This window comes from Rhodovulum sp. ES.010 (assembly GCF_900142935.1).
Classification (GTDB): Bacteria; Pseudomonadota; Alphaproteobacteria; order Rhodobacterales; family Rhodobacteraceae; genus Rhodovulum.
In genome coordinates, this window is the sequence record NZ_FSRS01000001.1 from 494572 (window position 1) to 506999 (window position 12428).

Below are 12428 nucleotides of genomic sequence, written 5' to 3' on the forward strand. Positions count from 1 at the left end.
ACCAGCGGCGCCGTCGCCAGCCAGGTCAGCCGCCGCCTTGACACGAAGGGCTGCCGCAGCCCCTGGGCCGAGGCGGACGCGGGCGCCCCCGAAAGCGCGCCGAGGCCCTGCGCCCGGCCCGCGGAACGCATCACTTACGGGAGGATCGGATGGCGTTCGAACAGCTCAAGGCGGGAATCGCTCTGATCCTCGACGAGATCGAGAAGCGTCCCGAAGACCGACACATCCTGCAGGAGGAGCTGCGCGAGAAGATCGCGGAGTTCCGGGCGCTCGGGCTGCCGGTGCCCGAGGATATCCTGCGGCTCGAGCAGCAGCTCGAGGACGACGACTCCGACGACCGGTACGACAACATGCCCGTCTGAGGCGCGGGACCCGCCGCCCCCATGGGGCCGGGTCCGCCCACGGGGTCATCCAGATATTGCGTTTTCGCCGTGCCTGCCCCCTAATGGTGGCAGGATGCGGGGCCGGTCGGCATGCGGTCCCGTCCCTTGGGACGGGGCGCGGCACGGCCGTCGCGGCAAAGCGCGGGGGCAGGGCGGATGACGGGTCGTGTTTCGCAGGAAGAGGCGGCGCCGGGCATCGTCCGGCTGACGCTGGGCAACGGGCCGGCGAACGCGCTGGATGCCGGGACGCGCGCCGCGCTCGACGCCGCGCTGGCCGATGCGCTGGCGGCGCCGGGGGTGCGCGCGGTGCTGATCGCGGCGGAGGGACCGGTGTTTTCGCTGGGCCTCATGCCGCCGGACCACGAGGCCGCGCTGGAGGGCGTGCCGCTCTCGGCGATCTGCGCCCGGCTCGACGGGGCCGCGGTGCCGGTCGTGGCGCTGCTGAACGGCATGGCGCTGGGGGCGGGCTGCGAACTGGCGCTGGCCTGCCACTACCGCGTCGCGCTGCGCGGCGCCCGGCTCGGCCTGCCGGACATCGCGATGGGGCTGCCGCCCGTGGCGGGCACCACGCAGCGCCTGCCCCGGCTGACCGATATCGAGACCGCGCTGGAGATGCTGTTGTCGGGCCAGCCGGTGGAGGCGTCGCGGGCGCAGGCGCTGGGGCTGGTCGATGCCGTGGTCGAGGACGACACGGGCGGGGCGGGTCTGCGCTTTGCCGAGGCGCTGATCGCCGAGGCGGCCGGGCCGCGCCCGGCGCCCGCGCGCCCGCTGCCGGACTTCGCCACGCTGCACGCGGCCGTCGCGGCGCGCCGGGCCGAGTTGACCGACAGCCCCGTCGAGGCGCCCGCGCGGGTGCTCGACTGCGTGGACGCTGCGGCGATGCTGCCGGTGGACACGGCCTTCGCCTTCGAGGGCGCGGCCTACGAGGATTGCCGCGACAGCGCCGCGTTCCGTGCCCTGCGCCACGTCGCGCTGGCCGAGGCGCGGGCCGCGCGCCAGGCCCGCGCCTGGGAGGGGGCCGCGCGGCCGGTGCAGAGCGTCGGCCTCTGGGGCTGGGGGCCGGGCGCGGCGGCGCTGGCGGCGACGCTGCTGACCGCGGGCGCGGCGGTGCGGATGGCCGCGCCCGACGAGGCCAGCCTGAGCCGGGGCGTCGCCCGCGTGGAGGCGCTGCTGGCGGCGGCCGGGGGCGACGGTGCGGCGCGCCGGGCGCGGTTCGCGGGGGCGGCCGGGGTCGCGGCGCTGGCGCGCTGCGAGATCGTGATCGAGGCGGGGCAGGGGCCGTGGCCGGCGCGCGCGCGCGCCTTCGCGGCGCTGGCCAGTGCCGCGCCGGGGCGGGCGGTGCTGGCCGCGACCGGGGCGCCGGGCAGCCCCGCGGCGCTGGCCGCCGCCGGCCGGCGCCCCGCCGACACGCTGTGGCTCAGCCTGCCCGACCTCGTGCCCGGCGCGCGGCTGGCCGAACTGCTCTGCGGCCGCGACACGGCGCCGGATGCGCTGGCCACGCTGGGCCAGCTGATGGGGCGGATGCTGCGGGTGTCGCTGGTCGCCGCCGGCGAGAGCCCGCTTCTGGGCCTGCTGGTCGGCGCGCTGGAGGCGGGGGACGCGATGCTGCAGGAGGGCGCCACGCCCCAGGCGGTGGACGCCGCGCTGCGCGACTGGGGGTTTCGGCTCGGCCCCTACGAGATGGCCGACCGGCTGGGGCTCGACACCCTGCTTGCGCTGCGGGCGGGCCTGCCCGCCGGCGACGATCCGCGGGCGCGGCCGATCCTGGTGCTGGGGCAGCTGGTGGCCGAGACCCGCCGCGGGCGCGCCGAGGGCCGCGGGTATTACCGCCACGACGCGGGCGGCGCGCGGCCCGATCCCGAGATCGACGCGCTTCTGGACAGCGCGCGCGAGGTCCTGGGTCTGAGCCCCCGCCGGTTTTCCGCCGAGGAGATCCGCGACCGGGTGCTTGCCGGGATGGCGCAGGCGGGCGCGGGGCTGTTGCGCCGGGGCGTCGTGGCGCGGGCGGCGGACCTGGATCTGGCGATGGTGCATGGCGCGGGCCTGGCGCGCTGGCGCGGCGGGCCGATGCGCGCGGCGGACGAGCGGGGCCTGTTGTGGCTGCGCCGCACGCTGCGCGGGATGGCCGAGGCGCCGGGCGGCTCGGAAATCTGGATGCCGGACCCGCTGATCGGCGAACTCATCAAGGAGGGGCGCGGCCTCGCCGAGGCCGAACCCGCCAGGGGCGCCCCGCTCAGCTGAGCAGGATTCCGACGACGACCATCATCAGCCCCAGCGCCGAGAGCCCCAGCGCGGCCATGTTCTGCGCCACCGCGCCCTGAAGCCGGGTGCGCATCTCGTCCTCGGACAACCCCTCGCGGCGCGCGTTGCGGACCGCGAAGATCACCTTCACCAGCCAGACGAGCCCCGCGAGCGAGACCGCCGCTCCGATCCAGACCAATGCCTCCATGGCGTCCTCTCCGGTGATCCAGCGCCCCCGCGCCTAGTCGATGGGGGACGCCCGCGCAAGGGGGCTTGCGGGGAGGCGGGCCGGGCGATAGGTCGAGTGCCCGAGCCGAGCAAGGAGTTCGCCCATGGACGACACCGCCCCCGACGCCCCCGCGACCGATGCCAGCTACCGCGTCACCGCGGACGAGCTGCGCCAGTTCATCGAGCGCTTCGAGCGGCTGGAAGCCGAGAAGAAGGACATCGCCGACCAGCAGAAGGAGGTGATGGCCGAGGCCAAGGCGCGCGGCTACGACACCAAGGTGATGCGCAAGGTCATCGCGATGCGCAAGCGCGACCGCGACGAGATCGCCGAGGAAGAGGCGGTGCTGGAACTCTACAAGCAGGCGCTCGGCATGTGAGACGCGGGCGGGTGCCTCAGGGCAGGACCAGCGTCACCCCCTCGATGCTGCCGATCTCCGCGACATCGGCCTCGTAGCGCGCGGTCAGGTCCTCGACCAGCGCCCCGGTCCAGCCCGGCGCGTCGAGTTCTTCCTCCATCGCGTCGGGCAGGGCGTACTTGTCGAGAAAGGCCGCCACGATTCGCCGCCGGTGGGCCTCGTTGACCGGCGGGTTCTCCTCCAGGTAGATGCGCATCCGGTCGAACCCGGCGGGCAGCATGATCGCGGCCAACAGGTCGTCGGTACCGCGCAACACGGTGCCGGGCGCGTGATCCGACAGCCGCGCCAGAAGCTCGGGCCAGATCAGCGGCGTGTCCTCGTTGCACCAGACCGTCAGCCGGGCCTGCGGGACCGCGCTGAGGATGCGCCGCACCACATCGGCCCAGCTGAGCGCGCGCGGGTCGACGCCCGCGAGGAAGGCGGCGAAGTCGAGCTCGCGCGACCGGGCGAACAGGGCGGGGATGAAGGTCGCCGGGTTGCGCAGGCCCAGGAAGAAGGCGCAGGGCTGGCCGGGAAAAAGCTGCGCGAGCCAGTGCACCTTCTCGCCGGCCATCGGGTAGAGCATGTGCTGGCCCAGCACCTTCTGCGGCATGCACAGGAAGGACTGGTGCGCGAAGACCAGTCGACGGGCCGTGTCCTCGTCCATCGCCGCGTCGAGCATCACCTGCTGCATTTCGGGCGTCGCCGGCGCGCCGCGCAGCGTGGCCATCATTTCGCGCAGGACCGGGCGATAGCGGCTCGGCCCGGGAACGATGACGCCCTGTTTCGCCAGGATGCCGCGGCTCTTGAGCAGACCTTTCAGGAGCCGGTCGTCATCCGTGCAATGGGCCCCGATGTGATAGACCATCTCCATGATGCAGGGTGCGCTCCGGCCGTTACCTCACCAACGGGATATAGCAGCCATTCTGGACAGTAAAACCGCTTTCCTGTAAGCGCGACCTATGGTCGAGCAATTGACTCAACTACAGCGCCCCGAGGCGGCCGGGCGCGCCCGCCGCCGGGTCCGGGGGCTGCCCGACCCGTGGTCCGTGGGCGCCGTGCTGATCGCCGCGCTGGTGCTGATGCCGATCGCCTCGGTGATCTGGATCGCGTTCAATCCAAGCGAGAACATCTGGCCGCACCTGATCTCGACCACCCTGCCGCGCTACCTGGGCAACACGGCGCTGTTGATGGCCGGGGTCGGGACGCTGGCCGCGGCGGTTGGGGCCGGGGCGGCCTGGCTGGTGTCCATGTACCGGTTTCCCTTCGTGCGCTGGCTGGACTGGCTTTTGCTGATGCCGCTGGCGATCCCGGCCTATGTGGGGGCCTACGCGCTGGTGGATTTCCTGGAATATGCCGGGCCGGTGCAGTCGGGGCTGCGCGCGCTGTTCGGCTGGGAGAACGCGCGCGACTACTGGTTTCCCGAGATCCGCTCGCGCGGCGCGGCGGTGGTGGTGCTGGCCGCGGCGCTCTACCCTTACGTCTACCTGCTGTCGCGCGCCGCCTTCCGCGAACAGTCCGGCTGCGCCTACGAGGTGGCGCGCGCGCTCGGCGCAGGGCCGTTCTCGCTGTTCCGCCGGGTGGGCCTGCCGCTCGCCCGGCCGGCCATCGCGGCCGGCGCGGCGATCGTGATGATGGAGACCGTCAACGATTTCGGCGTGGTCGAGTATTTCGCCGTGCAGACGCTGACCGCGGGCATCTTCTCGGTCTGGCTGGAAAGCGGCAATGCGGGCGGCGCGGCGCAGCTCGCCACCGTGATCCTGGCGCTGATCCTGGTGCTGGTCGCGCTGGAAAAGATCAGCCGGCGCAACCTGCGCTTTCACAATCTCGGGCGGCACCACCGCCCGCTGGTGCCCGCCCGCCTGACCGGCCCCGCCGCCTGGGCCGCCACCGCCGCCTGCGCGCTGCCCGTCGCGGTGGGGTTCGTGCTGCCCGTGGGCGTGATCCTGTCGCACGCGCTGGCCAATACCGAGGCCTGGCTCGACCCCGGGCTGACCCGCGCGCTGGCGCACACGCTGTTCGTGGGGGGCGCGGCGGCGCTGGTGACCGTCGCGGCCGGGCTGTTCCTGGTCTACGGGGTGCGGCTGACCGGGCGCAGCCTGCCCAAGCTGCTGTTGCCGGTGACCACCATCGGCTATGCGGCGCCGGGCGCGGTGCTGGGGGTGGGCATCCTGATCCCGATGGCGGCGGCTGACAACGCGCTGGCCGACGGCATCGAGGGGCTGTTCGGCGTCGATCCGGGGCTGATGATGACCGGCACCGCCTTTGCCATCGTCTATGCCTACGCGGTGCGGTTCTTCGCCATTGCGCAGGGGGCGGCGGACGCGGCGATGGGCCGGATCGCGCCGAGCCTGCCGATGGCGGCGCGCTCGCTGGGCCGGACCGCGCGGGGCACGCTGGGGGCGGTCTACCTGCCGCTGATCCGCGCCTCGGTCGGCACCGCGCTCCTGCTGGTTTTCGTCGATTGCGTGAAGGAACTGCCCGCGACGCTGCTGCTGCGCCCGTTCAACTACAACACGCTGGCGACGCGCGTCTACGAGAAGGCCAGCCTCGAGAACCTGGGCGATGCCGCGCCCGCGGCGCTTCTGGTGATCGCGGTCGGCCTGGTGGCCGTGGGGTTCCTGGCGCGGGCCAACCGCTGATCCGAACGCTTGCGCCGGCACGTCCGGCCCGCTAGATCAATGCCAGCGCCCCTATAGCTCAGCTGGTAGAGCATCTGATTTGTAATCAGAGGGTCGGGAGTTCGAGTCTCTCTGGGGGCACCATCCCAACAGGTAACCTCCTGTTTCCCTTCAGTTTTCGCTAATGAGAGCTGGAGGCGTAGACCATGCTGGAGACCAAATCTGCACCCTTCACATTTGTGAAGCAGGGCATCTACTACTTTTCGCGACGGGTCCCGAGCGACCTTTCCCACCACTACACCGCCGACAGAATTTGCTATTCGCTGCGCACCAAGTCGGCCATTGTCGCGAATTCGCGGGCGCAACGGGCGGCACAGCAGCTCGACGAACACTGGTATCATCTTGACCTGCCACTGATCTTTCATCCAGCCGCGACCGGAGCCCGGTTGGTGTTTACGCCAAATGGCGCGGGTTGAGCAATCGCCCGACGCGCGGAGCTCTCATCTCGCGCAGCGGGTCGGGCGATTGCGGTGGTCAGGGTCTGCGCGTAGTCAGCCGGGGTCTGATAGCCCAAGGCCGAATGGGGGCGCTCGGTGTTGTAGTCGGCGACCCAAGCGGCGATCAGGTCGCGGGCATGAGCGAGGTTACGAAACAGCGTCTCGTTCAAGAACTCGTCCCGCATCCGGCCGTTGAAGCTCTCGACAAAGCCATTCTGCATCGGCTTGCCCGGCGCGATGTAGTGCCATTCGATCCGGTTCTCGGCGCACCACTTCAGGATCGCGTTCGAGGTCAGTTCCGTCCCGTTGTCCGACACGATCATTCCCGGCTTGCCGCGACGTTCGATCAGCGCCGTCAGCTCCCGCGCGACGCGCCGGCCGGAGATCGACGTGTCCGGGATCGCGGCGAGGCATTCGCGCGTGACGTCATCGACGATGTTCAGCACCCGGAACCGCCGCCCGCACGCGAACTGGTCATGGACGAAATCCAGTGACCAACGGGCATTTGCGCGCGCCTCGACCAGGATCGGGGCGCGGGTGCCGATGGCCTTGCGCCGCGCGCGCCGCTTGCGGACGGTCAGCCCTTCCTCGCGGTAAAGCCGGTAGATACGGTTGATCCCCGAGGGCTCGCCCTCCCGCCGGAGCAGGACGAAGAGCCGCCGGTAGCCGAACCGCCGACGCTCGTTGGCAAGCTCCCGCAATCGGCCGCGCAGTTCCGTGTCGGGTGCGCGTTGCGACCGGTAGCGGATCGTCTTCCGATCCGCGCCGGCAATCTGGCACGCCCGTCGTTCCGACAGCCCGAACCGGGCCTTCAGATGCGCGACCGCCTCGCGCTTCACGACGGGCGTCACCACTTTTTTGAAACCAGCTCGCGCATCGCGGCCAGATCCAGCATCTGCTCCGCCAGCAGCTTCTTCAACTTGGCGTTCTCGTCCTCGAGCGCCTTCAGCCGTTTGGCCTCTGACACCGTCATGCCGCCGTATTTGGCTTTCCAGTTGTAGAACGTCCCCTCCGACATGCCGTGCTTGCGGCACAGATCGGCACACTTCGCCCCGGCCTCATGCTCGGCCAGGATGCCGATAATCTGCTCTTCGCTGTATCTCGTTCGCTTCATTGTCCGTCCCCTCATTGGGTCGGACTCTAATCGCAGGTGGAGGAAAAATCCCGTGGCAGGTCAGATACTTCCTCGCTCTTCACACGCTGGTGGACGAGACCACTCGAACAGCGTTGGTCCACGACATGGTGAAAAAAAGGCCGCGCGGCGTGATCGCATCCGAAACCGCGCTCACGGGCGGTGGCAGGGTCTAGGCCTCGGAAGACGAGAGACGACCGCTTCCCTCGGTCGGCCCAGCGCCGGGGGCAGGTCGCAGGCCACCGTAGACCAAACCGTAGACCAAATGGCGCCTCTTGACGGGACGACTCGGCAGCGGATACCCCTTGTTTCGTTGAAGGGAGACCCGTCGAGGGTGCCTGTAACGGGAATAGAACAACCCTCTGGGGGCACCACGCATCTCGTCGACGGGCCCTGCTGGACGTGCCGGTCAAGGATGCCCGCGGCCGGGGCGGCGAAGGCGGGGCGTGACAGCCGGTGCCGGGCCCGGAGGCCGCTGGCGGTCACGGTCGTCTCTACCCTCAAGGCCTCTGGAGCAGCGAAATACATCCACAAATTGTGTGGATATCTCTGTGAGCACAAGCGTTACCAATTTATTAAACGGCGCTATTCCAAATACTTAATATGCCTCGCCCAATAATTGGGCAACACCCTTAAGGTATTGGAACAAATCATGTATTCGCGCCTTGCGAAGGATTGACGCGGCACCCGTCCCGCGTGTTGCAAGACGCGTTACGCTTACCTAACGTCAGTGGATTCTTCTCCGGGCCGCCCGTCCGCGCGGGCAAGCCTGCTCTCCCATAGCGGGCAAGGGGCCGGCGCCGTGTCGCCCGGGGCGTGCCGCGCGGGGCGGGTCTGTGGCCAGGGGCGCGACCGGCCGCTGCCGGTCGGCCCCGCGCTTCTGGCCGCGGGGTCATGCCGCGCGGTCGGCCGCCGGCGTGTCGCGCCAGCGGAGGCCGGGGCGGTAGCGCGCGGCGATGCGGCCCTGCTCGAGCGCGAAGAGGTGCAGCCAGCCATTGTCGAACAGGGCGCGCAGGTCGGGGTGCTTGTCCAGAACGTCCGCGATGGCCTGGCGCGGGGCCTCGATCAGCACCGACAGCCGCAACGGGTCATGCGCCAGCCGGGTACCGTCATGGACCGCCTGCCGGGGAAGGCCGCAGCGCAGCCGCCCGCCATTGCCCTGCACCACGCCGATGCCGCCCACGGGGTTGTGGATCAGCTTGTTGCCGCCGCCGAAAGCCTCTGGCGCCACGGCGGAGCCGTAATATTGCAGACTGATCCAGCTTGCCACGACGACCGGCGCGGTCAGGATCAGTTCCAGCGTCGCGAAGCCCGCGTCGTCCTGCCAGTCGTAGCTGTGCAGGAACGCCCGCCCGCCGAGGTCGACCCCGGCGGTCGCGGCGCGCGGGGCGGCGATGAAGGCGGCGCAGCCGGCCAGCCCCCATTCCGGCCGCGGTTCCGCCCAGTTCCGGGCGCGCGCCGCCACCGTTCCGGCCTCCGCGCCGGGCAGCCGCTGCGCGCGGTCGGCGCGGGCCAGCGCGCCCGCGCGGTCCAGCCAGGTGCGCACCGCGTCGAGACCGGCGCGGTCGCCCGCGGGCAGGTCGTCGGCGAACAGCGTGACCGCGTCGGTGGTGGTATCGTGCAGGCCGGCCACGAAGCGGGTGTCGGCGGGCAGGTCGATCCCGTGGGCGGGCAGGCCCGCGCGAGTGTCGGGATCGTTCAGCAGCCGGGCCAGCAGCCGGGCCGAGACCTCGCCGGTCTGACCGCCGCAGGCCCCGCAGTGATAGGCGCTTTCGTGCGGATTGTTGGTGACGGTCGCGCCATGGCCGAGCAGGAGCACGAGGCGGCCGTGGCCGCGGGTGAGGCTCATCGCCGTGAGCACCCGCGCCGCAGTTTCGGCCCGCGCCTCGGGCGGCATGTCGTCCGTCAGCCGGGGGGCGGGGTCCGCCGGCGCCGCCTTGCCGGGGCGGCCGAGCGCGTCCTTCACGAGCTTTGCGCCGTAGAGCGGGCCCGCGGCCTCGACGAAGGCGAAGGACGAGACCGCGGCCTGCCGGAACCGGCCCCAGGCGCGGGCCGTGCGCGCGGCGATGCGGTGGGCCCGGTCGGCCGCGTCGCTTTCGCGGCTCTCGGAGGTCATGGCGGGTTTCAGGAGCACCGGAAGATGCGACTCGACCACGTCGGAGCCATGCGCGCGGTGCGCCAGCGGCAGCCCGAAGAACCCGGCGAAGCCGATCGTCTCGATCTCGGGGCTCTGGCTTTCCAGCGCGCGGCGGAACACTTCCGACCGGACGTCGATGCAGAAGGCCGCCTGCACCGCCGGCCGCCGCGGCCCGGCCGCTGACGGGCCTTGCAGCGCCGCGTCGAGCCGGCGCTGGTGGGCGCGCTCGGCGGCGTCCTGCAGGATGGTGTCGATCACCTGGTCCTGCGTGGGGGCGACCGGCGCGGCGTGGGCGTCGACCGTCTCGGCCCAGCGGCGCTCGACCTCGGGCGACCGGTCCAGCAGCGCCTCCTCCCAGACCAGGCGGATCGCCAGCAGGTCGGCCAGCGTGCGGTCGGTCCCGCCGGACTGTTCGGCCTGCCAGAGCAGCCAGCGCGCGTGCTGGGCCCAGCCGTGGAGATCCATCAGAAGGCGATGGAATGCGGTTTGCGCGGCCGGTTGCGAAAGCCCCAGCCGCTCGGCCGCGCGCAGGATCGCGCGCTCGGCGGTGTCGGGCGCGTCCGCCACATGCGCGCAGAAGCCCGCCAGCCCGGCGATCTCGGGCGTCAGGTCGTGGGTCGCCCATTCGCGCCAGGCGGCATAGGCGCCGCGCCCCGGCGTGGGCGTCCAGGGCGCCTGGCCCCGGTCGAACTGCCCCGCCGCCCAGAGCCCGAAGCTTTTGGCGAAGACCGAGGGCCAGTCCGTCCCCGTGGCCGTCGCCGCGAGGTCGGCCACGGTGGGCAGGGGCCGGGGGGCGGGGCTTTCGCCGCGCGCCTTGGCCTTGAGCATGGCAAGATCGGCGGGCTTCAGCGGCGAGGGGCAGGCGATCAGCGCGGCGGCGAGGTCGTCCTCGGTGATCCGGCCGGCCGCGATCCCGGCCATCATCTCGGCGCGCGGCCGGGTCAGCCGCACCCCCGCGACGCGGGCAAGCCGGGCGGCGGCGGTGGCAAGGTCCTCGCCGGTCTGGCCGAGGAACGGGTTGACCGCGACGGTGGCGTCCAGCGGGAAGGCCGGCGGGATGGCGCGGGCGGCGGCCTCGGCGGCATCGAGCAGGCCGGAGACGCGGGCGGGGGCGATCTGCGCGTGGTTCAGGAACATGGGTCGTCTCCCGTGGATCAGTCGTGTTTCGCGAGCCGGAAGCCGCCGATCAGGCGGTCGAGCAGCGCGTTGAGGTAAAGCCCGTTGGCGAGGTGGACGCGAAGCCCGGCCGTGGCGGGGTGGTGCGCCCAGAGCGGGAACAGGGCCTGGGCGACGGCGACCACGCCGAAGGAGAGCACCGCCAGCGCGATCAGCGCCCATTCCAGCGGGCCGGGCGCCGGGGCCGGGGGCAGGGCGGGGCCCCAGACCCAATGCGCCGCCTGCTGGAAGGTGAAGTAGGCGAGCGCCGCGCCCAGCGCGGCAAGGCCCGTCCGCCGGGTCAGCGCGGCGGGCGCGGTATCGGCCAGCCCCTGCGCCACGAGGTAGGCGACGCCGAAGATCAGCATCGCGCCGAGCGCCAGCGCCTGCGGCGATTTCGGGCCCGCGACGACGGTGAAGACGGCAGCGACCGCGCCGTAGAGGACGAGCGCGAGGCCGAAGGACCGCGCCACCGCGCCGGGGCTCGGCACCGCCACGGGCCCCGGCCGCCGCATCCCCGCCACCGCGCGGATCGCGCCGCCGGAGGCCAGGAAGGCATGCGCCTTGTAGAGCGAATGGGCCACGATATGCAGCAGCGCCAGCGCCCAGAGCCCCAGCCCGCATTGCAGCAGCAAAAAGCCCATCTGCGCCACCGTGGACCAGGCCAGCGCCGTCTTGATCGCGCTTTGCGTCAGCATCACGACCGCGCCGAACAGCGCGGTGAAGCCGCCCAGCATCACCAGGGCGGCCATCGCCCCGGGGCTTGCCTGCACGAGCTCTGCGGTGCGCAGCAGGAGCACCCCGCCGGCATTGACGATCCCCGCATGCAAGAGCGCCGAGACCGGGGTCGGGGCCTCCATCACCTCGGTCAGCCAGCCGTGCAGCGGGAAGGCCGCGGTCTTGAGCGCCGCGGCCAGGACCAGGAGGGCCGCGGCGGCCTGCGCGGCGGGGGGCAGGCCCCCGGCCGCGACCGCGGCGCCCATGGCGGCCAGGTCGGCCGTTCCGAAGGCGGCGAGGCACAGCGCGGCGGCCGCGAGCAGCGCCGCGTCGCCGGCGTGCCAGACCAGGGCGAACTTCGTCGCCGCGCGCCGGGCTTCGGGGCGGTCGGGGTAGAACAGCAGCAGCCGCCGCAGCGCCGCGCCGATCGCGACGAAGGCGAGGATCAGGGTCGCGAGGCTGCCCGCCTGCACGAGGACCAGCACCGCGGCGAGCGTGGCCAGCATCAGCCCGTGAAACGCGCCTTCGCGCGCCTCGCCGTCGAGGTAGCTGCGCGAATAGCGCGTCACGATCCAGCCGATGAAGGCGACGAGCAGCGCCATCGTGGCGCCCAGGCCGTCGAGGCGCAGCGCCAGGAGCACCGGCCCGTCGAACAGGGCGCGCTGGGCGGGCCCGGCGACGAGGAGTTGCGCGAGCCCCAGCCCCGCCAGCGCCAGCGCGGCGAGGGCGGCGATCTCGGCGAGGCGCGGAAGGGCGCGGGGGCGGCGCCCGGGATGGCGGAGGGCAAGCGCGGCGACGGCCAGCAGGACGAGCGGCGCGAGAAAACCCATCGGCGGGATCGAGGACATGGCGTGGCCTCCCTGTCGGTTGCGGTCGCCCAGCAATTAGCGCTGGCCATGCCGCAAAAAAATTACATATTTTG

10 protein-coding genes and 1 tRNA gene are annotated in these 12428 nt (G+C 72.1%); 6 read left to right on the plus strand and 5 right to left on the minus strand.

Translation table 11 applies throughout. The features are described 5' to 3' along the window. The first annotated feature begins 149 nt into the window (after positions 1 to 149). Both BUR28_RS02495 and BUR28_RS02500 read left to right on the plus strand, forming a co-directional pair. The gene (locus BUR28_RS02495) at positions 150 to 362 is read left to right on the plus strand and encodes a hypothetical protein (RefSeq protein ID WP_074218680.1); all 213 of its coding nucleotides are present in this window, start codon (positions 150 to 152) and stop codon (positions 360 to 362) included. A gap of 177 nt (positions 363 to 539) precedes the next feature. Continuing rightward, positions 540 to 2624, plus strand: coding sequence for an enoyl-CoA hydratase-related protein (locus BUR28_RS02500; protein ID WP_074218681.1), 2085 nt, complete (start codon positions 540 to 542; stop codon positions 2622 to 2624). Here the strand turns inward: BUR28_RS02500 and BUR28_RS02505 are convergent. After that, positions 2617 to 2832 carry a hypothetical protein gene (locus BUR28_RS02505; RefSeq protein WP_074218682.1) on the minus strand — a complete coding sequence of 72 codons (216 nt, stop codon included), beginning with the start codon at positions 2830 to 2832 and terminating at the stop codon, positions 2617 to 2619. The genes BUR28_RS02500 and BUR28_RS02505 overlap by 8 nt on opposite strands. A gap of 124 nt (positions 2833 to 2956) precedes the next feature. Between BUR28_RS02505 and BUR28_RS02510 the strand changes: the two genes are divergently transcribed. Continuing rightward, positions 2957 to 3229: a DUF2312 domain-containing protein gene (locus tag BUR28_RS02510; RefSeq protein WP_074218683.1), complete on the plus strand. Its 273-nt coding sequence runs from the start codon at positions 2957 to 2959 to the stop codon at positions 3227 to 3229. A 16-nt stretch (positions 3230 to 3245) separates the two neighbouring features. Here the strand turns inward: BUR28_RS02510 and BUR28_RS02515 are convergent, their stop codons facing one another. Beyond that, positions 3246 to 4115 (minus strand): hypothetical protein, encoded by an 870-nt coding sequence (locus BUR28_RS02515; RefSeq protein WP_139307468.1) that lies wholly within the window; start codon positions 4113 to 4115, stop codon positions 3246 to 3248. A 94-nt stretch (positions 4116 to 4209) separates the two neighbouring features. Between BUR28_RS02515 and BUR28_RS02520 the strand changes: the two genes are divergently transcribed. The 3 genes from BUR28_RS02520 (at position 4210) to BUR28_RS02530 (ending at position 6344) form a co-directional block, all read left to right on the plus strand. After that, complete coding sequence (locus BUR28_RS02520) at positions 4210 to 5889, plus strand: ABC transporter permease (protein WP_083626382.1); 1680 nt, start codon at positions 4210 to 4212, stop codon at positions 5887 to 5889. A gap of 47 nt (positions 5890 to 5936) precedes the next feature. Further along, positions 5937 to 6012 (plus strand) — tRNA-Thr (locus BUR28_RS02525). Between the two features lie 62 nt (positions 6013 to 6074). Next, positions 6075 to 6344 carry a DUF6538 domain-containing protein gene (locus BUR28_RS02530; protein WP_175566877.1) on the plus strand — a complete coding sequence of 90 codons (270 nt, stop codon included), beginning with the start codon at positions 6075 to 6077 and terminating at the stop codon, positions 6342 to 6344. Here BUR28_RS02530 and BUR28_RS02535 read toward each other — a convergent pair. The 3 genes from BUR28_RS02535 to BUR28_RS02550 form a co-directional block, all read right to left on the minus strand. Next, a protein-coding gene (locus BUR28_RS02535; protein ID WP_139307446.1) for an IS3 family transposase occupies positions 6290 to 7479 on the minus strand; the annotation gives its coding sequence in 2 pieces (ribosomal slippage) (positions 6290 to 7227 and positions 7227 to 7479; 1191 coding nt in all). The two genes, BUR28_RS02530 and BUR28_RS02535, sit on opposite strands and share 55 nt — an antisense overlap. Positions 7480 to 8389: 910 nt before the next feature. Next, complete coding sequence (locus tag BUR28_RS02545) at positions 8390 to 10771, minus strand: YbcC family protein (RefSeq protein WP_074218685.1); 2382 nt, start codon at positions 10769 to 10771, stop codon at positions 8390 to 8392. 17 nt (positions 10772 to 10788) lie between these two features. Then, on the minus strand, positions 10789 to 12354 hold the full coding sequence (locus BUR28_RS02550; RefSeq protein ID WP_083626386.1) for a proton-conducting transporter transmembrane domain-containing protein: 1566 nt from the start codon (positions 12352 to 12354) through the stop codon (positions 10789 to 10791). Positions 12355 to 12428 lie beyond the last annotated feature (74 nt).

Excerpts from the sequence above, each read along its gene's own strand:
- BUR28_RS02530 (WP_175566877.1), top strand. The coding sequence starts at position 6,075 with ATGCTGGAGACCAAATCTGCACCCTTCACATTTGTGAAGCAGGGCATC.
- BUR28_RS02515 (WP_139307468.1), bottom strand. The coding sequence starts at position 4,115 with ATGGTCTATCACATCGGGGCCCATTGCACGGATGACGACCGGCTCCTG.
- BUR28_RS02545 (WP_074218685.1), bottom strand. The coding sequence starts at position 10,771 with ATGTTCCTGAACCACGCGCAGATCGCCCCCGCCCGCGTCTCCGGCCTG.
- BUR28_RS02520 (WP_083626382.1), top strand. The coding sequence starts at position 4,210 with ATGGTCGAGCAATTGACTCAACTACAGCGCCCCGAGGCGGCCGGGCGC.
- BUR28_RS02550 (WP_083626386.1), bottom strand. The coding sequence starts at position 12,354 with ATGTCCTCGATCCCGCCGATGGGTTTTCTCGCGCCGCTCGTCCTGCTG.
- BUR28_RS02510 (WP_074218683.1), top strand. The coding sequence starts at position 2,957 with ATGGACGACACCGCCCCCGACGCCCCCGCGACCGATGCCAGCTACCGC.
- BUR28_RS02500 (WP_074218681.1), top strand. The coding sequence starts at position 540 with ATGACGGGTCGTGTTTCGCAGGAAGAGGCGGCGCCGGGCATCGTCCGG.
- BUR28_RS02505 (WP_074218682.1), bottom strand. The coding sequence starts at position 2,832 with ATGGAGGCATTGGTCTGGATCGGAGCGGCGGTCTCGCTCGCGGGGCTC.
- BUR28_RS02495 (WP_074218680.1), top strand. The coding sequence starts at position 150 with ATGGCGTTCGAACAGCTCAAGGCGGGAATCGCTCTGATCCTCGACGAG.